General features: G+C 33.5%; 20 protein-coding genes and 2 tRNA genes. 11 read left to right on the top strand and 11 right to left on the bottom strand.

Translation table 11 applies throughout. The annotated features are described in order from the left end of the window. The first annotated feature begins 21 nt into the window (after positions 1–21). Positions 22–882, top strand: a complete 861-nt coding sequence (locus tag ACTJIW_RS13175; protein ID WP_073407793.1) for a hypothetical protein — start codon at positions 22–24, stop codon at positions 880–882. 158 nt (positions 883–1,040) lie between these two features. Here ACTJIW_RS13175 and rlmN read toward each other — a convergent pair whose 3' ends face one another. Further along, positions 1,041–2,090, bottom strand: a complete 1,050-nt coding sequence (gene rlmN, locus ACTJIW_RS13170; RefSeq protein ID WP_121362206.1) for a 23S rRNA (adenine(2503)-C(2))-methyltransferase RlmN — start codon at positions 2,088–2,090, stop codon at positions 1,041–1,043. Positions 2,091–2,514: 424 nt separating this feature from the next. Between rlmN and ACTJIW_RS13165 the strand changes: the two genes are divergently transcribed. The 6 genes from ACTJIW_RS13165 (at position 2,515) to ACTJIW_RS13140 (ending at position 7,305) form a co-directional block, all read left to right on the top strand. Next, complete coding sequence (locus ACTJIW_RS13165; RefSeq protein ID WP_440714425.1) at positions 2,515–3,078, top strand: YceI family protein; 564 nt, start codon at positions 2,515–2,517, stop codon at positions 3,076–3,078. A gap of 282 nt (positions 3,079–3,360) precedes the next feature. Then, positions 3,361–3,930, top strand: coding sequence for a YceI family protein (locus ACTJIW_RS13160; protein WP_440714426.1), 570 nt, complete (start codon positions 3,361–3,363; stop codon positions 3,928–3,930). A gap of 5 nt (positions 3,931–3,935) precedes the next feature. Next, a complete protein-coding gene (locus ACTJIW_RS13155) occupies positions 3,936–5,387 on the top strand; it encodes a hypothetical protein (RefSeq protein WP_073407796.1) in 1,452 nt (483 codons plus the stop codon). Positions 5,388–5,397: 10 nt separating this feature from the next. Next, the gene (locus tag ACTJIW_RS13150; protein WP_073407797.1) at positions 5,398–5,949 is read left to right on the top strand and encodes a YceI family protein; all 552 of its coding nucleotides are present in this window, start codon (positions 5,398–5,400) and stop codon (positions 5,947–5,949) included. A gap of 201 nt (positions 5,950–6,150) precedes the next feature. After that, positions 6,151–6,549 carry a hypothetical protein gene (locus tag ACTJIW_RS13145; protein ID WP_012023853.1) on the top strand — a complete coding sequence of 133 codons (399 nt, stop codon included), beginning with the start codon at positions 6,151–6,153 and terminating at the stop codon, positions 6,547–6,549. A gap of 114 nt (positions 6,550–6,663) precedes the next feature. Then, the gene (locus ACTJIW_RS13140; RefSeq protein WP_012023852.1) at positions 6,664–7,305 is read left to right on the top strand and encodes an O-methyltransferase; all 642 of its coding nucleotides are present in this window, start codon (positions 6,664–6,666) and stop codon (positions 7,303–7,305) included. A 193-nt stretch (positions 7,306–7,498) separates the two neighbouring features. Here ACTJIW_RS13140 and ACTJIW_RS13135 read toward each other — a convergent pair whose 3' ends face one another. From ACTJIW_RS13135 to ACTJIW_RS13105, 7 genes are all read right to left on the bottom strand, one after another. Beyond that, positions 7,499–8,062: a phosphatase PAP2 family protein gene (locus tag ACTJIW_RS13135; RefSeq protein ID WP_440714427.1), complete on the bottom strand. Its 564-nt coding sequence runs from the start codon at positions 8,060–8,062 to the stop codon at positions 7,499–7,501. A 1-nt stretch (position 8,063) separates the two neighbouring features. Beyond that, complete coding sequence (locus ACTJIW_RS13130) at positions 8,064–8,411, bottom strand: Sec-independent protein translocase subunit TatA/TatB (protein WP_073407800.1); 348 nt, start codon at positions 8,409–8,411, stop codon at positions 8,064–8,066. 104 nt (positions 8,412–8,515) lie between these two features. After that, the gene (locus ACTJIW_RS13125) at positions 8,516–10,753 is read right to left on the bottom strand and encodes a M1 family metallopeptidase (RefSeq protein WP_440714428.1); all 2,238 of its coding nucleotides are present in this window, start codon (positions 10,751–10,753) and stop codon (positions 8,516–8,518) included. Between the two features lie 66 nt (positions 10,754–10,819). Then, a complete protein-coding gene (locus ACTJIW_RS13120) occupies positions 10,820–11,326 on the bottom strand; it encodes a DUF6702 family protein (RefSeq protein ID WP_440714429.1) in 507 nt (168 codons plus the stop codon). Continuing rightward, positions 11,326–12,075, bottom strand: a complete 750-nt coding sequence (locus ACTJIW_RS13115; RefSeq protein ID WP_012023847.1) for a hypothetical protein — start codon at positions 12,073–12,075, stop codon at positions 11,326–11,328. The genes ACTJIW_RS13120 and ACTJIW_RS13115 overlap by 1 nt, the downstream gene beginning before the upstream one ends. After that, a complete protein-coding gene (locus ACTJIW_RS13110; RefSeq protein WP_012023846.1) occupies positions 12,065–12,793 on the bottom strand; it encodes a carboxypeptidase-like regulatory domain-containing protein in 729 nt (242 codons plus the stop codon). Before ACTJIW_RS13110 ends, ACTJIW_RS13115 begins: the two co-directional genes overlap by 11 nt. Then, a complete protein-coding gene (locus ACTJIW_RS13105; RefSeq protein WP_440714430.1) occupies positions 12,780–13,547 on the bottom strand; it encodes a carboxypeptidase-like regulatory domain-containing protein in 768 nt (255 codons plus the stop codon). The genes ACTJIW_RS13110 and ACTJIW_RS13105 overlap by 14 nt, the downstream gene beginning before the upstream one ends. Before the next feature lie 166 nt (positions 13,548–13,713). Between ACTJIW_RS13105 and pepE the strand changes: the two genes are divergently transcribed. After that, positions 13,714–14,421 (top strand): dipeptidase PepE, encoded by a 708-nt coding sequence (gene pepE, locus ACTJIW_RS13100; protein WP_012023844.1) that lies wholly within the window; start codon positions 13,714–13,716, stop codon positions 14,419–14,421. A 111-nt stretch (positions 14,422–14,532) separates the two neighbouring features. On the opposite strand, the gene ACTJIW_RS13095 is transcribed toward pepE, so the two are convergent. Both ACTJIW_RS13095 and ACTJIW_RS13090 read right to left on the bottom strand, forming a co-directional pair. Continuing rightward, positions 14,533–14,605, bottom strand: a tRNA-Gly gene (locus ACTJIW_RS13095). Positions 14,606–14,700: 95 nt separating this feature from the next. Next, positions 14,701–14,773, bottom strand: a tRNA-Gly gene (locus ACTJIW_RS13090). Positions 14,774–15,190: 417 nt separating this feature from the next. Here ACTJIW_RS13090 and ACTJIW_RS13085 point away from each other — a divergent pair. Continuing rightward, positions 15,191–16,771 carry a L,D-transpeptidase family protein gene (locus tag ACTJIW_RS13085; protein WP_121362216.1) on the top strand — a complete coding sequence of 527 codons (1,581 nt, stop codon included), beginning with the start codon at positions 15,191–15,193 and terminating at the stop codon, positions 16,769–16,771. On the opposite strand, the gene ACTJIW_RS13080 is transcribed toward ACTJIW_RS13085, so the two are convergent. After that, complete coding sequence (locus tag ACTJIW_RS13080) at positions 16,760–17,485, bottom strand: murein L,D-transpeptidase catalytic domain family protein (protein ID WP_012023842.1); 726 nt, start codon at positions 17,483–17,485, stop codon at positions 16,760–16,762. The genes ACTJIW_RS13085 and ACTJIW_RS13080 overlap by 12 nt on opposite strands. A 302-nt stretch (positions 17,486–17,787) precedes the next feature. Between ACTJIW_RS13080 and ACTJIW_RS13075 the strand changes: the two genes are divergently transcribed. Continuing rightward, positions 17,788–20,214, top strand: a complete 2,427-nt coding sequence (locus tag ACTJIW_RS13075; RefSeq protein WP_440714431.1) for a DUF5916 domain-containing protein — start codon at positions 17,788–17,790, stop codon at positions 20,212–20,214. 141 nt (positions 20,215–20,355) lie between these two features. Then, positions 20,356–21,873, top strand: a complete 1,518-nt coding sequence (gene gpmI / locus ACTJIW_RS13070) for a 2,3-bisphosphoglycerate-independent phosphoglycerate mutase (RefSeq protein WP_440714432.1) — start codon at positions 20,356–20,358, stop codon at positions 21,871–21,873. Positions 21,874–21,879: the final 6 nt, after the last annotated feature.

Raw genomic sequence — 21,879 nt, 5'->3', positions numbered from 1 at the left:
AAACCAAAAAAACTATTTATTATGAAAACAAAATTTTTATTAATTGGAACATGTATCGCTTTATCACTATTTACAAGCTGTAATTCTGATGAAAACACAAATGACGGAACGAGTAAAGTAATTACAAACGACGAAATTATTGCAAATGCTAAAATAGATGCCTCAATAGATGATGTTACTAATATTGCTGAAGATCAATTTAGTTCTCAGCTTAATATTAATAATAAACCTTCCGGAAACATTAAAAACTTTTTGCCCAGCTGTGCTGTTATTACAACAGTTTTAACGAATAATACTTTTACAAAAACAGTAGATTTTGGCGTTGACGGCTGTACGCTTGACAACGGAAATACGGTGAAAGGAAAAATGGTGGTTTCATTTTCTAATGATTTTTCGGCTTCTACACAAACAATCAGTTATACTTTTGAAGGATTTTATCACAATGGTAAAAAACTACAGGGAAGCAAAAGCATAATTCGAACTGTAAAATCAACTGATTTACTGGCAGAAGCACATCCGGTTTCAACCGCTGCAATTGATTTAACGATTACTTTTGACGATGGAAGTGTTTACAGCAGAAAAGGTTCTCTTGTAAAAGAAATGACTGCGGGTTACAACACCTGGTTTAATTGGGAAGATAATGTATTTGTAGTTACCGGAAGCGGTACTACAACTTTACCAAACGGAGATACTTATTCAGCAGAAATTACAACACCATTAGAATTTAAAGCTTCATGCAGAAAATCGTTTGCTGTAAAAGGAATTGTTTCTGTAACTAAAAACGGGGCTTCGGCTGTTATTGATTATGGCAATGGAGATTGTGATACGCTGGCTTCTGTAACAAAAGACGGCGTAACAGAAGAAATCGATTTGAAAAAATAGTTCCCTTTTTGCCCAGAAAAAAAGCATTAAAAACAAGATTCACCCTCGTTTTTAATGCTTTTTTATTATTACTCAAATGTCTAGATGGGACATTTTTTATATTGTCATTATTTTTTTACCAACGAAATATTCCCAGCTGAATATTTATCCCGCAGGCATTATACTTCTGCCTCTTTGTTTGCTAATTGTCCGCAGGCTGCATCGATATCTTTTCCGCGGCTTCGGCGTACTTTTACCACAACACCAATATTTTCTAATGCTTTTATGTAAGCCAGAATAGATTCTTCTGAGGCTTGCTGGAATTCTCCGTCATCAATTGGGTTGTATTCAATTAAATTGACTTTACACGGCACATATTTACAGAATTTCACTAAAGCATCAACGGAAGCTTTATCGTCGTTAATTCCTTTCCAAACTACATATTCGTACGAAACTTTGCTTTTGGTTTTTCTGTACCAGTATTCTAATGCTTCTCTTAAATCTTTTAAAGGAAAGTTTTTGCTGAAAGGCATAATCTTCGCACGGGTTTCATCAATCGCAGAATGAAGAGAAACCGCCAATCTGAATTTCACATCATCATCGGCCATTTTCTTAATCATTTTCGGGATTCCGGATGTTGAAAGCGTAATACGTTTTGGAGACATTCCTAAACCCTCTGCCGATGTAACCATATCGATTGCTTTAATGACGTTATTATAGTTCATTAAAGGTTCGCCCATTCCCATAAAAACAATATTAGAAAGGGGATGATTATGATACAAACGGCTTTCTTTATCGATGGCCATAATCTGGTCGTAAATTTCTCCCGGTTCCAGATTCCGCATACGTTTTAATCTTGCAGTAGCACAGAAATTACAATCTAAACTACAGCCAACCTGACTAGAAACACAAGCTGTTGTTCTGGTCTCTGTTGGAATTAAAACTGACTCTACTACTAACCCGTCATGCAGACGCACAGCATTTTTTACTGTTCCGTCGTTACTACGCTGCATGGTATCTACCTTAATATGGTTGATAACGAAATTTTCTTCGAGCATAGAACGCGTTGTTTTGGCAACATTCGTCATATCCTCAAAGCTATGTGCTCCTTTGCTCCACAACCATTCATAAACCTGATTGCCTCGAAATGCTTTGTCGTTATTGGCAACAAAAAAATCTCGTAACTGATCTTTTGATAAGGCTCTTATGTCTTTTTTCTCAATTTGCATGCTGCAAAGTTAATCACTTTTGTCATTTTTTTTGATTTTTAGATGCATTCTTGGCTAAAACCAAAAAATCTGAGAGAAAATATCCTTGTTTTACCCGCAATATTCAAATTTAAAGCTTGCAGTAACACATTTCTATTTCTTTAAAACGAAGAAAGAATTGAAACAAAATTATTTGTTTGTTCTCACTCAACCAACTTAACACACAAATAATCAAATATTTATCATCTAAAAGTATTTAGTACCTGACTTCAATCTAAGTTTATTCTTTCTGTTTACTCTTAACTATAAGAATTTAATAAAACTTTTGTCATGATTTTTATCATTTCATATCCTTTGAGTGCGTGATAAATTTGGTCTAAGAAATAAGGTTAGTTCGCAGCCACTTTAGAACTATCCAAATTAAAATTAACCTATACATATCAAAATGAAAACAATTAAATCAATCCTAACAGCAATTATTTTCACTACCCTTACATTCCAAGTAAACGCACAAAGAACTTATACCGTAGTAGATACTAAATCGACTTTTGAGGTTGCCGGAACTTCTACCGTACACGATTGGGTAATGAGATCTACAGAAGGAACAGGTATTGCAAACCTAACCATTAAAGATTCTAAACTTGCCGGCATAAACAGCTTGACTATTACATTATTGGCAGAAAGCTTAAAAAGCTACAAATCAAGCATGGATCAGGTTGCTTACGAAGCTTTAGATACAGAAACACATAAAAATATTCAATACGTTTTAAAATCTGCAGTAAAAGTAGACGATACAACCTGGAATCTAACAGGAGTTTACACAATTGCAGGTGTAAGTAAGGAATACCAGACTCAGGTAAAAATTACATCTATAAACGGCACTTTTATTTTACAGGGTTCTAATCAAATCACTTTTGGTGATTTTGAAATGACACCTCCAAAAGCTGCTCTTGGAGTAGTGAAAGCCGGAAAAGACCTAACAGTGATTTTCAACATCACTTTGAGCTAAACAAAAAAATTATTCGGCCCAATTCAATTTGGGCCGAAAACTTCAAAAACTAACAATTTCGTAAAAATCAATGCTCTTTTTTTTCTTGTTGATCGATTTCTATTAAAAAGAAAACGTTGTAGTTATTAAATACTTATTTAATAAAATTTTAACAATGACTTTTATCATGTATTACACTGAATTATAGGCAGATCTTTGATACAAGTTAAAACAACATCTTTAGTACTAAAAAGAAAACGGCCTACTCATTAACTTATTTTTAACAATATAAACATGACAAAAATGAAAACCAATAAACTAAAATTAATCGCAGCTGTAATTGCTTTCTTTGGAATCACTTCAATTGCTACAGCACAAAAATCATACACTTTAGACTCTAAATCTACTTTCTCTGTTGCGGGAACTTCAACACTTCATGACTGGGAAATGAAATCAGTGTCTGGAACCGGAACAGCAAACTTAACAATTGCCAATTCAAAGCTTACTGACATCGAATCTTTATCTGTTACGCTTTTAGCTGAAAGTGTAAAAAGCGAGAAAAAAAGCATGGATAAAGTAGCGTATGAGACTTTAAAAACAGATAAAAACAAAAACATTAAATACGTTTTAAAATCTGCCGAAAAAGTAAACGAAACGACTTGGGAACTAACCGGAACTTATACAATTGCCGGAGTAAGCAAAGTCTACAAAACAACAGTAAAAACAACTGTTACAAAAGATGGATTAAATCTTCAGGGAACAAATAAAATCACTTTTACTGATTTTGGAATGAAATCTCCAACTGCTATGCTTGGAACCATTAAAACCGGACAAGATTTAACTATAAAATTCAATTTAAACTTTAATTTATAACCGCCATGAAGAAGATTTATATCCTATTTATTACCCTTATCAGCACATTTGCTGTTAATGCACAAGTTAGTTTTGGAAACATGCAAAACCAAATTTCCAGAGGAAAAGACGGTATCAACGTTTTCGACGTACAAAAAGACAATAGAGAATTTAAAGGCCTAAGTATTGACCTTGGTGGTGCTTTTAATATGGATTTTCAAGCAACAAATTCATTCAACGATCAGCCTGCTGGTTCTACAACTACAACTACTACAGCTGCAGGAACTACTGTTAGAACAATTACCGGATATCGTTTAATGAATACTGAAAACAATTTTACGCTTCCTGGAGCTGATATGTACCTTGGCGCTCAATTGTTTGACGGAGTAAGAGTAAATCTAGATATTTATTTAGCCTCTAGACACCACAATGATTCTTATGTAAAAGGCGGATACCTGCAAATTGACAAGTTAGACTTCATCAAAAAAGACTTCCTGGCTGATGTAATGAAATATGCTACAATTAAAATTGGGCAAATGGAGAACAATTTTGGTGATGCTCACTTTAGAGGTTCAGATAATGGTAATACAATTAGAAATGCATTTGTTGGAAACAACATCATGTATTCTTTCACTACAGAAATGGGTATGGAGGTTTACTACAACAGAAATGGATTGGTAAGTATGTTAGGTGTTACAAATGGTAACTTAAATCAAAGTAACGAAGAAGTTTTTTACACTACCGGGCCAAACACTAATACAACGCACAGTCCTTCAATCTTAGCTAAATTGGGTTATGACAAACAACTTAATGAAGATTTAAGAATAAGATTAACTGGTTCTTATTATCATAATGCAAATCTTGGTAATGCAAACATATATTCTGCTAATAGATCAGGTTTTGGTTATTGGGGTATATTGAATAATAACGCTTATAAAAATACTATAACTAAAACCGACGCTGATGGTAATGTTATTTCTACAACTACTACTGATGTTCCTACTAGTTTCAGTAAAACATCTACTCCAGAAGCAACGTTCAACCCTAATTTCAAAAATTGGGCTACAACATACATGATTAACCCTTTTGTGAAATATAAAGGACTTGAATTTTTTGGAACAATCGAATTAGCTTCAGGTGGAGACAAAGCTGGTACTGACGACAAACGTACTGCCAATCAATATGCTTCTGAGCTTATTTACAGATTTGGAAAAACAGAACAATTCTACCTTGGAGGTAAATACAATACAGTATCTGGAAAATTATCTAATGCCGATGCCAAAAAGGTTACCGTAGATAAATTTGAAGCAAGTGCCGGCTGGTTTATGACTAAAAACATTTTAGCTAAGTTAAACTACGTTAACCAAAACTATAAAGATTACTCACAATTTGTAGGAGATCCTGCTGCTGGAAATCCAAACAACTTTTATGGCGGTAAATTTAATGGTTTAGTATTCGAAGCAACAATTGCATTCTAATATAAAAAAAATGAAATCAAGATTTCAAATATTAATTACGGGTTTAGCAGTTTTCTTTTTCTTAGGAAGTGCTAAACCCACTTTTTTTCCAGAAGATACAACCGTGGTAATAAACAAAATAAAGATAGAAATTACCGGAGTATCAACTGTTGGCAAATACAACTGCTCTAATACCTTTTCTACAAAGGATACAGTTTATGTAAATTCAGTTAAAAAGAACACTTTTAATACCGAAATCAAAATGTCGAACTTTGATTGCGGCAACAAAATAATGACTAAAGATTTACAGGGAACTGTAAAAGTGAAACAATTTCCAAACAGCACGGTTTCTATTACAGATATTAAACCATGCGGAAAAAACTACAAATGCAGATTAAATTTTTATATCACAGATAAAACATTAAAATACAAAGACTTCATTTTATATAATACCGATGATAAAATTCAGGGAACACTCAGTTTAAAGTTTTCTGATATAGAACTGGAACCGCCCGTAAAAATGGCTGGTTTAATAAAAGTTAAAGATGATATCGTAATCAATTTCAGTTTGTACAAAGACTAAAAAACACAACTTCAAATACTTCTCAATTTTCAACTAAAAAAAATACTTCAACTTTTTAAAACTAAAAAAGTTTGGCACAAGAATTGTCTTGCACTCAAAAGAAAAATAATCTTACAAAGGGCGCCGTTATTTTAAAATTTGTATTTTTATTATTCCACTTTATAACCTTTTAAATTTTATAACCTAAAAAAGACATTCATTATGAAAAAACAAATTTTAAGTTTAGCTGTTGTTGCATTATTAGCGTTTGGGGTTCAATCTTGTGAGAAAAAAGAAACTAAACCTGCCGATGAAGAATTAACTCTTGGAAACAGAGTAGACTCATTAACTACAGATATTGAAGAAGTAAAAGACAGCGCTGTAAGCAAAGCCGAAAGTGCTGCCACAAAAGCAAAAGACGCTACACAAAATGCTGCCACTGACGTGAAAGACGCTACAAAAAAAGCAGCAACAGATGTTGAAAATGCAGCAAAGAAAACCGCAGCTGATGTAAAAGACGCAACTAAAAAAGGTGCAGAAAAAGTTGAAAATGCTGCTAAAGCTGCCAAAGACGGAACTGTAAAAACAGCAAAAGATGTAAATGAAGCTTTGAAAAAATAAGCTTTCAAATTAAAACTAAAAACGAAAAGCCATTCTTAAACCGAATGGTTTTTTTATGCAAAAAAGCCAGCGGATATTTTTTGTATTTTTGCATTCAATTAGAACAACTACAAGATGCATTTTATATCACAAGAATTAGAAGATTATATTGAACAGCATTCTGAAAATGAACCAGAATTATTAGCAAAACTTAATAAAGAAACGTACCAGAAAATACTTTTACCGCGAATGTTGAGCGGACATTTTCAGGGTCGTGTTTTAAGTATGTTATCCAAACTAATACGTCCGGTTAATATTCTTGAAATCGGGACTTATACCGGTTATGCTGCGCTTTGCTTATGCGAAGGAATGCAGGAAAACGGACAATTGCACACTATTGACATTAAAGAAGAATTAGTCGATTTTCAGAGGAAATATTTTGATGCATCACCTTGGGGAAAACAAATTTTTCAACATTTAGGCGAAGCTGTCGATATTATCCCAACGATAGATGTAAAATTTGATTTGGTATTTATTGATGCAGATAAGGAAAATTACCTCAATTACTGGGAAATGATTGTTCCAAAGATGAATAAAGGCGGTATTATTTTATCTGATAATGTTTTGTGGAGCGGTAAAATACTTGAGCCTGTTCACCCAAATGATACGAGTACAAAAGTACTTTTAGAATACAATCAGCTTTTAAAAGATGATCCAAGAGTAGAAACGGTTTTATTGCCAATTCGTGATGGGCTGACGGTAAGCAGAGTTTTATAGACGCTAAGGTTCTAAGTTACTAAGATACTAAGGATCTAATTTTATATATTTTTTCCAGCTAAAGCTGAAAAAAAGAGATTTAAACATAAAAAAGGTTTTAGCCAATACTCAATGTATTTTAGCTAAAACCTTTTTTTATTTTGCTCTTAAAAAAACTTAGAGCCTTAGTATCTTAAAAATTCAAAACCTTAAATTATCCTGGAAAATATTGCGGTTTCAATCTTCGGTATGCTAAAAAGATCAGGAAACCAAAAAGAGCTCCAAAGAAATATCCTGCCAGAATATCTCCCGGATAATGTAATCCTAAATAAATTCGGCTGTAAGCGAAAATTAAAGGCCATAAAAACAATAATCCGAAATATTTAAAATAACGTTTTAAAACCAAATATAAAAAGGTTGCAACAGCCATTGTATTTGCCGCATGTCCTGAGAAAAAGCTAAAAGATTGTCTAGTCTGAACCACTCTGATAATTGTATTGATATCAGGATTATTACAAGGGCGTAAACGTTGAAAAGTATGCTTAAACAAATTACAGGTCTGATCTGTAAAAGCTATTAAAACTGCTACAAAAAGCAGGATATAAAGCGTTTGTTTCCCTCCTACTTTTTTGTAAATAAGATAAAACAGCAACAAGAAAAATGGCGTCCAATATGCTTGGTTGGTAATAAAAAGCCAAAATTTATCGTATGTTTCAGAACCTAAACCGTTCAGATATATCAATAGATTGATATCTAATTGTTCTATTTTTTCAAGCATATTATCTTTGGCGTTTTATAGGTCCGGAAAGCGAATCGATATCTTCTTTTACTTTATCAATTTCTGTTGCAGTATCACCCAGTAAATTAGTTGTATCGCCTAATAAATTAGATTTTGCGCTTTCAATTTCAGCATTGATATTACCCGTTAAATTATTCAAAGATCTTGCATCAAGGCCATTTGCCTCTGCTCCTTTTTGAATTTCACTTTTAATATCATTGGTCGCATTTTTTAACTGCGCCATAGCCTTACCCATTGTACGGGCAATTTCCGGCACTTTATCTGAACCAAAAAGCATTAGTACTATAAACAATATGAATACTAATTCTCCTCCTCCTATACCAAACATATCTTTTATTTTTGTGTGTCCACAAAGATATTAAATTTTGAAGCGCACAGTTTTAAAATTTACTTAAAAAAAAAGACTCTTTTCAGAGTCTTTTAGGTTTATTCTTAGTCAAATTTTGATTTTTGTTCAACTTTTGGCCATGAATTATTTGTTACATCAATATCAGCCGTAAGCAGTTTTGGATCTATCTGAATACTTTTTATAGCTTTTGCAGTTGCGTAAACTTTTTTAGCTGTATCATTACTTTTTCTCCAGATCTGCGCAGGATATTGGTAATTATCTTTTGTGCCATCTTCATAAGTAATCTCAACCAAAATTGGCATAATCATACCGCCTGGTTTATTGAATTCAACTTCGTAGAAATATTTAGGCGATTTAATACTTGCTTTTTCTTCAGCAGTAAAAGTCTGGTCAACATAATCAGCCAGCGGTTTAAAATCTTCTACTTTTAATTCTTTTTTCTTAGAAGCATTAACTTCAGGATTATCCCCTGCAACTAAATACACGAATGGTCCTTTTTCGAATCCAAAACGTCCTTTTCTCACTTTTACATCTTTAATATCAGCAGTCGGCGTATCAGAAACATAATATTGTTTTACATCTTTAATTCCGATATCTACAAAATCAGTTGAATAGAACCATCCTCTCCAGAACCAGTCTAAATCTACCGCAGATGCATCTTCCATAGTTCTAAAGAAATCCTCTGGGGTTGGGTGTTTAAATTTCCATCTGTTTGCGTAGGTTTTAAAAGCATAATCAAACAAATCTTTCCCCATAACTACTTCTCTCAAAATATTAAGACCTGTAGCTGGTTTTCCGTAAGCGTTATTTCCAAATTGGTGAATTGTTTCAGAGTTTGACATAATTGGCTCTAAAAACTTCTGATCACCACTCATGTAAGGAACAATATTTTTTGCAGGTCCGCGTCTTGATGGAAAAGTTGGATCCCACTCCTGCTCTGCCAGATATTCTAAGAATGAATTTAAACCTTCATCCATCCAGGTCCATTGACGCTCATCAGAGTTTACAATCATTGGGAAGAAAGTATGCCCAACTTCGTGAATAATAACCCCAATCATTCCGTTTTTAACTTCTTTGCTCGTTACTCCGTTTTCATCCGGACGGCCAAAATTCCAGCAAATCATTGGATATTCCATTCCCTGGTCTTCAGCAGAAACTGAAACCGCTTTTGGATAAGGATAATCGAAAGTATGAGAAGAATAACTTTTTAAAGTATGTGCTACAACCAATGTAGAAGTTTCTCCCCAAAGCGGGTTTGCTTCTTTTGGATAAACAGATTCAGCCATAACCGTTCTGTTTCCAATTTTTACAGCCATTGCATCGTAGATAAATTTTCTAGAAGAAGCAATTCCGAAATCACGAACATTTTTAGCACTGAACTTCCAGGTTTTTTTCTTTTCAGAAAAGCCTTTTTCAGCTGCTTCTGCTTCTGCCTGAGTTACAATTACAACTGGCTTATCAAATGATTTTTGAGCCTGCTCGTAACGTTTAACCTGTTCTGCAGTAAAAACTTCGCTTCTGTTTGTTAATTCTCCCGTTGCATCGATTACGTGATCTGCAGGAACTGTAATATTTACATCAAAATTTCCAAAAGGAAGAGCAAACTCTCCGCTTCCCCAGAACTGCATATTCTGCCATCCTTCAACATCATTGTAAACTGCCATTCTTGGGTAGAACTGTGCAATTACATATAATTTATTACCGTCTTTTTCGAAAAATTCATAACCAGAACGTCCACCTTCTTTTCTGTAATTGTTGATGTTATACCACCATTTTATAGAAAATGAAATTTTTTCTCCCGGTTTTAAAGGTGAAGCCAGATTGATACGCATCATAGTTTCGTTGATGGTATAAGACATTGGATTTCCTTTTGCATCTTTTACCTGCTCAATATTAAAACCGCGCTCTAAATCTTTTTTCAAATATTTTGTTGAAAAACCTTCAAGTGGTAAAACCTGATTGATTTTTTCTCCTTCAGCTAAAACAGTCTGTCCATTTGCTCTTGCCTGATTTTGATCTAACTGAATCCATAAATACTCTAAAGTATCTGGTGAATTGTTAGAATAAGTAATGGTTTCTGCACCTGTTAATTTTGAATTTTTATCATCTAATTCAACATCAATTTTATAATCGGCCTGCTGCTGGTAATAAGCAGGTCCAGGTGCTCCAGATGCTGTACGGAACATGTTTGGTGTAGCCAGCAAATCGTACATCTGGCTGAATTTGTTGGTATCGTATTTACCTTGCTGTCTAGGCGCAGTAGTTTTCTCCTGAGCGATTAACATTACAGGAAAAAGCAATAATAATGAAATTTTTTTCATAAAATTTTGATGGTAATTTTGTCAGGCTGTGAAAATAATAATTAAAATATTAATTTGGCTTATTAATTAATACTTTAACAATTCTTTCCTTGAAGATTCTGTAAAAAGAACACTCCTTTTGGTGCCAAATGCTGAAATATGTGTAATATTCTGCTGTTCGCCATTCCAGTCAACCAGGATGGTATTTGAAATTTCGATAGTTTTAAACTTATCAACATCCTTTATTCTGGAATAACAAACCAGTACATCCCCGGCTTCAACTTCTTTAGACAAAAAAGTAATAGGTTTTGTCTGTCCGTTTATTTTTATAGTAAAATTTTCTGCGAGATATTTTTTAAATAAATCAAGGTCAGCCTGTGTTTCTTTTTCTGTCCCTACAAAGGTTTTCTTATGGTATTTTTTCTCCATTGCATTATTCAAATCATCAATAAAAATGCGTGATGTAATTTGAATCATCTTTTTTTCTGCAGCATATTCTACCTGAAAAACACCCACATAAAATTTATGAAATGCAAAAGCAGAAAGCGATAAGAACAATATTCCCAGTAAAGGATAAAACCATTTTTTTTTCATTATTGAGCGGCATTCACTTTTTTAAATTCGGCATTTTTGTTGATTAAAAAATCAATCAGCTCAAATTTCTGATCTTCATTAAGATGTCTTTTTGATTCTGGATCGTTTGAACAAAACATCAAAAACAAATCAACTTCATCTGGTTTTAAACCCAGTGTTTTAGTATAAAAATCGGGTTTAAAATTTGCTTTAGAATATTCAACAAAAGCAATATCTGAAATCACTTCTTCTTTTTCATTATTTTTAGAAAGAAGTTTTTTAACATCTTTAAAAATTCGGACAAAATCAGTTCCATATTTAATCGTTTGATCAGAATACATTACTGTATTTTTTGCAGTCGATTGTCTGTCATCTTCAAACTGCATATCAACATATTTCTGAGTGTTGCTGTCAAGTGATTTTACTTTTAAGTCTTTACGAACTAAAACCTCTTTTAATTCATTACTAACCAAATCTAAAGACACAGAAAAAAGAATCTGCGAGCAGTCTTTCTCTGTTAAAACAATTTTTTTAGACTGAAAGGCTATACCGGTAAAAAGCAGCGTATCTTTTGGCTGAGCCAAAATATCAAACAATCCGCCCGGACCTATAAAAGTTCTGGATTTTGCATTAATATTCATTACATAACCACTTTCTATAGCAAGTGATTTGTTCGTAACCTGACCGTGCAGCGACTTTCTTGTACCGTTTTGTCCAAGCATTATTTGACAAAATAAGCAAACAACGAATACTCCTAGTTTATTTTTCATTTTCGAGAATTATTAGATATTTTCGGGCTAAATCTGTTATCAAAAACATACTCATTGTTTTGTTCTTTGTATTCAAAGATACGGCAAAATCGGCATCATCCACACAATATAATTGAAATCCTTTAATATCATCTGCCGGAATTTTCAATCTTTCAGTATAATAATTCTCATCAAAAAGATATTCTATTTTTCTAAAAAGAGCTTCTTTTTTCTCAACATTCACCTCTTTTTTCAGCATTGCGGTACGACCGGAAATCCCATTTAAGATTTTATCTACAGATGTTGAAGTCGCTGTATAAACCTTTCGTTCTGCTGGTGTATATGTTTTTTGCCCGCGGGGCACAATTCCTAAGTTTTCTGCTGTAATTCCGTAATTATCATTAACAACTACCTCTTTTAACTCAATTTCTTTAGCCTCCATTTTAATTACAAGCAGGCTCAAATTCATGTCTTCTGCCGAAATCCTGCGTTTAAGCGGCTCTAAATTTACTGCCGAAAAAACCAAAACATCTCCTTCTTTCACAACAATAGAAAACCTGCCGTCATTATCTGAAACAGTCGAAACCTGTGTGTCATTATTAATAATATTTACGCTGGTAACCGAAGTAGATTTTTCGAAAATTTGACCTGAAATTTCTTTAGAAGAAGCTTTTTGCCCAAAACTTAACTGCGCAAAAAACAAAAATAAGGCGATATAAAAAATATTATTTCCCTTCACCTGCAATGATTTCTTTATATTTTACAGCCAATTCGCCCAATAAAAATTCAGTCGAAGTTTTATTTTTAGAATTTAAAATAGTAGTAAACTGTTTATTTTCGACAGCATAATATTCAAAGCCTTTTACATATTCTGCCGGAATTTTTAACCGCTCAACAAAATGTTCCAGACTAAACATTCTCTCTAATAATTTCATAAAAAATTCTTTCTTTTCTACTTCAACTTCTTTTTTCAGCATTGCTGTTCTGCCTGATAAAAAGTTTAATAACGGATCTGCCGAGATAGATCCGCCAGCCATCGTTCCGGCATTTGCAGTAGCATCGAGCGCTGTAGCCGTACGAAGTTTTCTTTCGGCTTCAGTGTAACTCTTCTGTCCAGAAGGCACAATTCCCAAAGCCACAGCATTAATATTATCGTATCTTTTAATTACAACTTCTTGTAATTGATGCATAACCAAATTCATTCTGACTGTAAAATTTAAATCAGTAAAATTTTCACAAGTCAGCAAAACCCTGTTTTCTTTAAACTGAATAGAAGAAAATACAAGTACATCATCTGGTTTAGCCAAAATTGAAAAAGCTCCCGAGGAATTGGTTGTTGTCATTGCTTCTGTTTGAGCATTTACAACATACACCCCTTCCAAATCATTTGTATTTGAAGTAATTTTTCCGCTAATAACAGTACGTTCCTGATTTTGCGACCAGGAATTCTGACTTATAACAGCTACCAAAAAACAAACAATACTCTTTGTCAAAATGAATAAATTAGAAAATTATTAAAAAGGTAAAAATATCCTAATGTCTTCCAAATATAGTATTAACGAGTTGGTAAAAATATGTTAATTAAACTATCATTTTAGTAATTTCAAGAGAGACACATTTTTTAATATCTTTAGCAGATAGAATTTGAGTTTTAGATTTATGAAAAGCATCATCATCGCCAGCACATCAACATTACACGGCGGCAATTATTTAGAGTATTTATTACCCACATTGCAATCTCATTTTAAGGATTGCAGCACCATTTTATTTATTCCGTACGCACGTCCAAGCGGTATTTCGCATGACGAATACACAAAAAAAGCAGCGCAGGCTTTTGCTTCAATAAATATTAAAGTACAGGGAATTCATGAATTTGAAAATCCGGAAGAAGCCATACAAAATGCAGAAGGCGTATTTACAGGCGGAGGAAACACTTTTTTACTTGTAACGCAATTATACAAAAACAAAATCATGCAGCTTCTTGCTGAAAAAGTAAAAAACGGAACTCCATATTTGGGAACAAGTGCCGGAAGTAATATTTGCGGTTTATCAATGCAGACAACCAATGATATGCCTATAATTTATCCGCCAAGCTTTCAAACCCTGGGATTGATTCCGTTTAACCTAAACCCGCATTATTTAGATCCAGACGCAAACTCGCAGCACATGGGAGAAACGCGCGAAACAAGAATTAAGGAATTTCATGCATTTAACGCAATTCCGGTTTTAGGCTTAAGAGAAGGAAGCTGGTTAGAAGTTAAAGGAAACAAAATAACCCTGAAAGGCGCTTTGAAAGCGAGACTTTTTAAACAAAATGAAGCCCCGCAGGAATTAGAAACCGAAAGCGATTTGAGCAGTTTAAAGTAATTTATATATTACCATTAAGATATTAAGCCTATTAAGTGTTGAACTTTATTTTCTTAATATCTTAATGGTAAAAAACAAAAAAGCCTCAAACAATGTTTGAGGCTTTTGAAGAGCGAAAGACGAGGCTCGAACTCGCGACAACCAGCTTGGAAGGCTGGAGCTCTACCAACTGAGCTACTTTCGCATTAACCGGGTGCAAATTTAAAAAATTTAATCTTTAAAAAAAAATCAAAATCAAAAATTTTATTTTCACAAAACAAAACTTAAAGTTTGTTTTAGAGCGAAAGACGAGGCTCGAACTCGCGACAACCAGCTTGGAAGGCTGGAGCTCTACCAACTGAGCTACTTTCGCATTGGTTGTGCAAATATAGAAAGAAAGTTAAGTTCAAAACAAGCTTTTTTTGAAAAAAAATTAAATAAAAACAACATTTATTTATAACACATTTAAAATTAAAAAGTTATAAAATCAATTATTTTTAAAAAATCATGAATATAATTCGGGAAATCCCATTAAATGAAACTTATCATACACACCAGCTATTGCTGAGAAAAACAAATTTATCGAATGGTTAAGATGATCTTGAGACTCCAACTTATACTATAATTTATTCAATGATAAAAAATTAATAGGAATTATTTCGTTATTCAAACAAAGCAACCTTATATTTGCCGAAAAAAAATCAGGTTCAGATTTTAATCATGACGATTTTAGATAATCATCATAAAAGGGTTTTGAAGAAGCATTATTGAATGTTTAAAAAATTATAGAATGAGAAAACTTTATTTTCTTTTAGCAGTTTGTATTTTTATTAGTTGTAAAAAAGAAGAACCTAAAATTGTTCCTATTGTAAAAAAAGCTCCGGCAATTATACTTACTGATGAAAGAACAGTAGAAGTTGACACTGCTCTTTTAAGCACTTTTAAAAGTGAAACACTAAAACAATTTTATACTGCATCTGAAAACAAAACTGTTTGGGGAAATCTAAAAAAAAGGACTTATGTTTTGTCTCAGCTGGAAAAATCAGAGGAATTAGGTTTAGATCCGGAAGATTATAAAGCCGCACAGCTGAAAAAATTCGAAAACAGAATCGGTAAATTAAACGATTCTGAACTGGCAACTTATGATATACTCCTAACCTATAATTTCGAAAAATACCTTAATCATTTATATAAAGGAAAACTCGATCCTAAAAAATTATATACCGATTGGGATTTGGATGAAAAAACATTTGACGTAAATAATGTCCTTATCAAGGCATTCAATAAAAACAAATTAGACAGTGTTGTCGATAATATTCAGCCAAAATCTGAGACTTACAAGCAATTACTGCAATCACTTCAAATTATTAATTCTTTTCCGGATGAAGATATTCAAGCCATCGAGAATGTCAAAAAAATTACTTTAAAGGATACTAATAATGCTTTAATCAATATTAAAAAGAAACTTTTATTCTGGAAAGACATGTCTGGAAAAGACAGTTTGACTGACAAATACGATGAAAAGACTTTTGAAGCAGTTAAAAAATTCCAAGCCAGACACGGCCTTGCCGATGACGGAGTTATTGGCATTGGTACTATTAGTGCTTTAAATTATTCGAAAGAAAGAAGAAAACAGCAGATTATTGCCAATTTAGAACGCTGGCGATGGTATCCAACTGAATTAGCAGAAAATTATTTCATCATTAACATTCCAGATTACAGCCTGCACGTAGTCGAAAATCAAGACACAACATTAGTTAGAAATATTGTAGTAGGAACCAGTTCAAGAAAAACACCTATTATTACTTCTGTTTTAAAAACAGTTGTTTTTAATCCAACATGGACAGTTCCGCCAACTATTTTAAAAGAAGATGTTGTACCGGCCATGAAACGAAACAGAAATTATCTGGCAAAGAAAAATATCACTATTTATGATACTTCAGGAAATGTAGTTGAACCTTCTGCATGGAACGAAAACAAACCGAATAATTACAGGTACGTTCAAAGTCCGGGTTATAACAACTCTTTAGGATTAATGAAAATCTTGTTTCCAAATCATCATAGTGTTTATTTGCACGACACCAATCACAGGAATTATTTTGTACGAAACAACCGTTCTTTAAGCTCAGGCTGTGTTCGTGTAGAAAATCCGCTGGAATTAGCAGAGCATATTTTAAATGATTCGATACGCTTTTCTAAAGTCAAAATCGATACTATAATCGCGTCTAAAAAAACAATGAGTTTTAAAATCACAAAAAAATACGCTTTGTATCAGTGGTATTGGACAGCTTGGAGCAAAAAAAATCAGCTCATTTTCAGAGCTGATATTTATAATTTAGATTCAGATTTGTATTCGAAATTAAGACATTAATCTTTCTTCCATTGTAAAGCTTCTTGACGGATGATAGATATACAAACATGATTTGTCTTTTATTGTTTCTATTATTTCATCTGTCAATTCAACCGGAACCGCAGGACAGCCCTGGCTTCGGCCTAATCTTTTATGATCTCTGATGAAAGATTCAGAAACATAATCAGCGCCATGCATTACAACGCCTCTTTCGCGGGCATTATCGTTTACACCTCTTTCAAGACCGTCTAAACGTAATGAAGCTCCGTGTTTTCCCTGATAGATTTCACCAGTTGCATAAAAGCCTAAACTGCTTTTAAAAGAAGAATTTAAATTTGAAAATGCTGTCGCAAATTCTTCTCCGGTGTTTCTTCCGTGAGCCACTAGAGAATTAAACAAAATAGTATTAGTAGTCATATCAATTACCCAAAGTCGTTTGGTATTTGATGACAAACTAAAATCAACCAATGTTAAAATGTTTTTTTGAATAATTCCTCTTTCTTTCAAAAGATAAAATCCTTTCAATGCTTCAGAAAAAGATTTTAATTCCGGAAGCTTAAAATTGTTGGAATTTAAAGAGTAATAAATGTTTTCAATTTTCGCATCAACAGTAAGCTTTTTTTCAACTTTAGCAATACTTCTTGTCGTTGCAGTTTTTAATTCGGAGGTGTTTTTTGAATCTTTACCAAAAGACAATAACAAAAACACAAGCAGCGGATAAATTTTGTAAATCATTGAATTTCTTTAGGTTAATAATAAAAATTTGGGTAAGGCAAAATTATAAAAAAATCACCCCTTGCAAAATAGAACCCTGTAAATCAGGCACTTTTTGCTTAAATTTTAACATTATTAACATAAAAATGATGTTTCTGTAAGATTATTTCCTATGCTAAAAATCATAACATTTGGACCGATTTTCTTAAAAAAAGCAAAAGAAAATGGAAATTTTGAAACAAAATCTGTAACAAGTAAAAGAAAATGAAGTCTATTTGTTCTATATTAAAGTACTTAAAAACCATTATTTTCTCTAAAATTCGATGAAAAAGCTTATTTTTCTTAGTTTGTTTTTATCTGTTTTTTTTGGTTACAGCCAGAAAAAAGCGCTGCAGGCGAAATCTATTTCGCAAAACATTTCTATTGATGGAAAGCTGGATGAAAATGCATGGGAAAATGCTGCGATTGCTTCAGATTTTATCACACTTGAACCCGACAACGGAAAACCAGTTCCTGAAGGCAAAAAAACAGAAGTCAAAATTTTATATGATAATGATGCCATATATATTGGCGCAAAAATGTTTGATGACGAACCGGATAAAATATTAAAAGAGATTTCGCAGCGAGACAATTTTGGAACAGCAGATCTTTTTGGCGTTTTTATTAATGGTTTTAACGACGGGCAGCAGGATTTTATGTTTTATGTTTCGGCAGCAGATGTTCAGGGCGACTGCATCATGACAGATGCAACCGGCGAAGATTACTCCTGGGATGCTGTCTGGATAAGCAAAGCCGTTGTTAATGAAAACGGATGGACAGTTGAAATAAAAATTCCGTATTCGGCATTACGATTTTCGCAGGAAAACAAACAAATCTGGGGAATTAATTTTTTCCGCGAAATAAAACGAACACGATACAAATACACCTGGAATTTTGTTGATAGAAAAATAGGCACTTTTACGCAGCAGGCCGGAACTCTGGAAGGAATTGAAAACATAAAACCTCCTACCCGATTGTTTCTTATGCCTTATGCTTCTTATTATTTAAATGCCGGAGAAGGTCAAAAAACGTATGGAACCGTAAAAGGCGGAATGGATATTAAATACGGAATTAACGATGCTTTTACTGTTGATGCTATTTTAATTCCTGATTTTGGGCAGACGAAATACGACGATCAGATATTGAATTTAGGTCCGTTTGAACAGCAGTTTAACGAAAACAGAGCTTTTTTTACCGAAGGAACAGATTTATTTAATAAAGGTAAAATGTTTTATTCCCGAAGAATTGGCGGAAGACCTTCTGAACCAGATCTAAATGATAATGAAAAAATTATCGAACAGGTTCAAAACGTAAATTTAATTAATGCCTTAAAACTTTCAGGAAGAACTAAAAACGGTTTAGGGGTTGGAATTTTAAACGCCGTTACCGAGAAAACTTTTGCAACCATACAAGATACCATTACCGGCGATACCAGACGTGTAGTTGTAGAACCGCTTACCAATTATAATGTATTGGTTCTCGATCAGCGTTTTCGCAAAAACTCATCCGTTACTTTTATAAATACAAATGTTACCAGAAACGGACATTTTAGAGATGCCAATGTAACAGGTTTAGTTTGGGATTTAAATACAAAAGCCAATACTTATAATTTATCAGGAAATGTAAAATACAGCACCATAAATGCCGAAGAAGACAAAAGAGGAATGTATGCCACGCTTGGTTTTGCTGAAACGGCCGGAAAATACCGTTACAGTTTTGGATCTGATTTTGTAACCAAAGATTTTAACCCAAATGATTTGGGAATTAATTTCTATACCAATTATTATAACTTTTTCAATAACGTTAATTACAGAATCCTAAACCCAACCAAACTTTTTAACAGCTTCAGGATTAACCTTAATAACTATATTGAATTCAATAAAGATTCAGGAAAAACACAAGATGCCAGTATTAATGCCAATGTGAATTTAACAACCGTAAAAAACAATTATTACGGAATGGGAATCACGGTTTATCCTGTAGAAATATGTGATTATTATGAGCCAAGAACTGACGGACGATATGTTATTATTCCAAGAAAAATAGATGCATGGGCAAGTGTGTCTACAAATTACAATCATAAATTTGCAATAGACATAAATCCGTCTATATCAGTTGTCGATGAACCCGGAAGAGCCGCATTTGGAGTTGATATTGGTCCCAGATATCGTTTTAATGATAAACTCCTGCTGACTTATACTTTTAGTTTTCTTAAAAGAAATAATAACAAAGGATATATTGACAGCTATGACGATGATGATAACGAAAACACGCCGAAAACGATTGTTTTTGCTAATCGCGATGTCATTACTTATGCCAATACTTTATCAGGAAAATATGCCATTAACAGCACGATGACACTTAATTTGGCTGTTCGTCAATATTGGTCATCAGCAGAAAACAAAAATATACTCAAACTGGATCAGGACGGGACTTTAGCCCCTTATTCTCAATATACAGAAAATAAAAATTCAAATTTTTATTCCTGGAATGCAGATTTATCGTACTCATGGTGGTTTGCTCCCGGAAGCCAGCTTTCGGTTTTATATCGTAACAATGCTTCTAATTTTGAACGTGTTATTTATAAAGACTTCAAACGCAGTGTAACCAATCTATTAAACAATGATGCTCTAAAACATGTTTTTTCAATCAGCGTAAAATATTTTATAGACTATAACGCTGTCAAAAATAAGATCAGAAAAAGAGCTTAGCGTGAATAAATTTTAAAAAATAAAGAGTTCTATAATTAAATTAGTATTTTTTGTTACACTTCATTTTATTAAACATAAATGTCATAAAGCTTTCTCTCCAAATTTTAGAAATGCCTTATCTTTGTAGAAAACAAAAATGTAATGAACAAAAAAGTTATCCTTATGATTTTAGATGGTTGGGGAAAATCTCCTGACCCTAAAGTATCTGCAATAGACAATGCAAATGTTCCATTTATAAATAGCCTTTACAAAAATTACCCAAGCGCACAGCTTCGCACCGATGGTTTAAACGTTGGTTTACCAGAAGGACAAATGGGGAACAGCGAGGTTGGACACATGAACCTTGGTGCCGGAAGAATTGTATATCAGGATTTAGCAAAAATTAATTTAGCAGTAGCCCACAAAACACTTGCTAAAGAACAAGTATTAATCGATGCTTTTACTTATGCTAAAGAAAACAATAAAAAAGTACACTTTTTAGGATTAGTTTCTGATGGAGGTGTACACTCTCATACTTCTCACTTACGCGGCTTAATCGACGCATCTCAAGAGTATGGTTTAGATCAGGTTTATGTTCATGCTTTTACAGACGGACGTGATGTTGACCCGAAATCTGGAGCAAAATACATTCATGATTTACAAGATTATATCAAAGATACTCCTGTAAAAATTGCTTCTATCGTGGGCCGTTATTATGCAATGGACCGTGACAAACGCTGGGAACGTGTAAAACTGGCTTATGATTTAGTAGTAAACGGAGTGGGAACTCCTTCTACAAATCCTGTGTCAAGCGTACTAGAAAGCTATGAAAAAGACGTAACCGACGAATTTATAGAACCTGTTGTTATAGTTGATGATAATGCAAAACCTCTTGCTACAATTGTAGAAGGTGATGTTGTGATCTTCTTTAACTTTAGAACAGACAGAGGCCGTGAACTTACTGAAGCGCTTTCTCAGCATGATTTCCACGAGCAGAATATGCACAAACTAAACTTGTATTATGTAACGCTTACCAACTACGACGAAACGTACCAAAACGTAAAAGTAGTTTACAATAAAGACAACATCACTGAAACTCTTGGTGAAGTTTTAGAAAAAGCAGGTAAAAAACAAATTCGTATTGCTGAAACAGAGAAATACCCGCACGTTACTTTCTTCTTCTCTGGCGGTAGAGAAATTCCTTTTGAAGGCGAATCAAGAATCTTGAGAAACTCTCCAAAAGTAGCGACTTACGATTTACAGCCGGAAATGAGCGCTTACGAATTAGCTGATGCTCTTGTTCCTGAATTGAACAAAGGTGAAGTAGATTTCGTTTGTTTAAACTTTGCAAACGGAGACATGGTAGGTCATACTGGAATTATGGAAGCTGCAATTAAAGCTTGTGAGGCAGTTGATGCCTGCGCGAAAAAAGTAATCGAAGCTGCTCTTGCAAATGATTATACAACAATCGTTATTGCTGACCACGGAAACTGCGAAACCATGATTAATCCTGACGGAAGCCCAAATACGGCACACACAACAAACCCAGTGCCGATTATTTTAGTTGACAAACAATTGAAAAATATTCAGGATGGTGTTCTTGGTGACATCGCTCCTACTATTTTAGAATTAATGGGAGTACAGCAGCCAAATGCAATGACTTGTCATTCGTTATTATAGAAAGCT

Source organism: Flavobacterium sp. 22659, from assembly GCF_052044235.1.
Taxonomy (GTDB): Bacteria; Bacteroidota; Bacteroidia; order Flavobacteriales; family Flavobacteriaceae; genus Flavobacterium; species Flavobacterium johnsoniae.
Note: the sequence above shows the minus strand (reverse complement) of the source record. Positions and strands in the feature narration are given on the sequence as shown.

Excerpts from the sequence above, each read along its gene's own strand:
- ACTJIW_RS13175 (WP_073407793.1), top strand. The coding sequence starts at position 22 with ATGAAAACAAAATTTTTATTAATTGGAACATGTATCGCTTTATCACTA.
- rlmN (WP_121362206.1), bottom strand. The coding sequence starts at position 2,090 with ATGCAAATTGAGAAAAAAGACATAAGAGCCTTATCAAAAGATCAGTTA.
- ACTJIW_RS13165 (WP_440714425.1), top strand. The coding sequence starts at position 2,515 with ATGAAAACAATTAAATCAATCCTAACAGCAATTATTTTCACTACCCTT.
- ACTJIW_RS13160 (WP_440714426.1), top strand. The coding sequence starts at position 3,361 with ATGAAAACCAATAAACTAAAATTAATCGCAGCTGTAATTGCTTTCTTT.
- ACTJIW_RS13155 (WP_073407796.1), top strand. The coding sequence starts at position 3,936 with ATGAAGAAGATTTATATCCTATTTATTACCCTTATCAGCACATTTGCT.
- ACTJIW_RS13150 (WP_073407797.1), top strand. The coding sequence starts at position 5,398 with ATGAAATCAAGATTTCAAATATTAATTACGGGTTTAGCAGTTTTCTTT.
- ACTJIW_RS13145 (WP_012023853.1), top strand. The coding sequence starts at position 6,151 with ATGAAAAAACAAATTTTAAGTTTAGCTGTTGTTGCATTATTAGCGTTT.
- ACTJIW_RS13140 (WP_012023852.1), top strand. The coding sequence starts at position 6,664 with ATGCATTTTATATCACAAGAATTAGAAGATTATATTGAACAGCATTCT.
- ACTJIW_RS13135 (WP_440714427.1), bottom strand. The coding sequence starts at position 8,062 with ATGCTTGAAAAAATAGAACAATTAGATATCAATCTATTGATATATCTG.
- ACTJIW_RS13130 (WP_073407800.1), bottom strand. The coding sequence starts at position 8,411 with ATGTTTGGTATAGGAGGAGGAGAATTAGTATTCATATTGTTTATAGTA.
- ACTJIW_RS13125 (WP_440714428.1), bottom strand. The coding sequence starts at position 10,753 with ATGAAAAAAATTTCATTATTATTGCTTTTTCCTGTAATGTTAATCGCT.
- ACTJIW_RS13120 (WP_440714429.1), bottom strand. The coding sequence starts at position 11,326 with ATGAAAAAAAAATGGTTTTATCCTTTACTGGGAATATTGTTCTTATCG.
- ACTJIW_RS13115 (WP_012023847.1), bottom strand. The coding sequence starts at position 12,075 with ATGAAAAATAAACTAGGAGTATTCGTTGTTTGCTTATTTTGTCAAATA.
- pepE (WP_012023844.1), top strand. The coding sequence starts at position 13,714 with ATGAAAAGCATCATCATCGCCAGCACATCAACATTACACGGCGGCAAT.
- ACTJIW_RS13085 (WP_121362216.1), top strand. The coding sequence starts at position 15,191 with ATGAGAAAACTTTATTTTCTTTTAGCAGTTTGTATTTTTATTAGTTGT.
- ACTJIW_RS13080 (WP_012023842.1), bottom strand. The coding sequence starts at position 17,485 with ATGATTTACAAAATTTATCCGCTGCTTGTGTTTTTGTTATTGTCTTTT.
- ACTJIW_RS13075 (WP_440714431.1), top strand. The coding sequence starts at position 17,788 with ATGAAAAAGCTTATTTTTCTTAGTTTGTTTTTATCTGTTTTTTTTGGT.
- gpmI (WP_440714432.1), top strand. The coding sequence starts at position 20,356 with ATGAACAAAAAAGTTATCCTTATGATTTTAGATGGTTGGGGAAAATCT.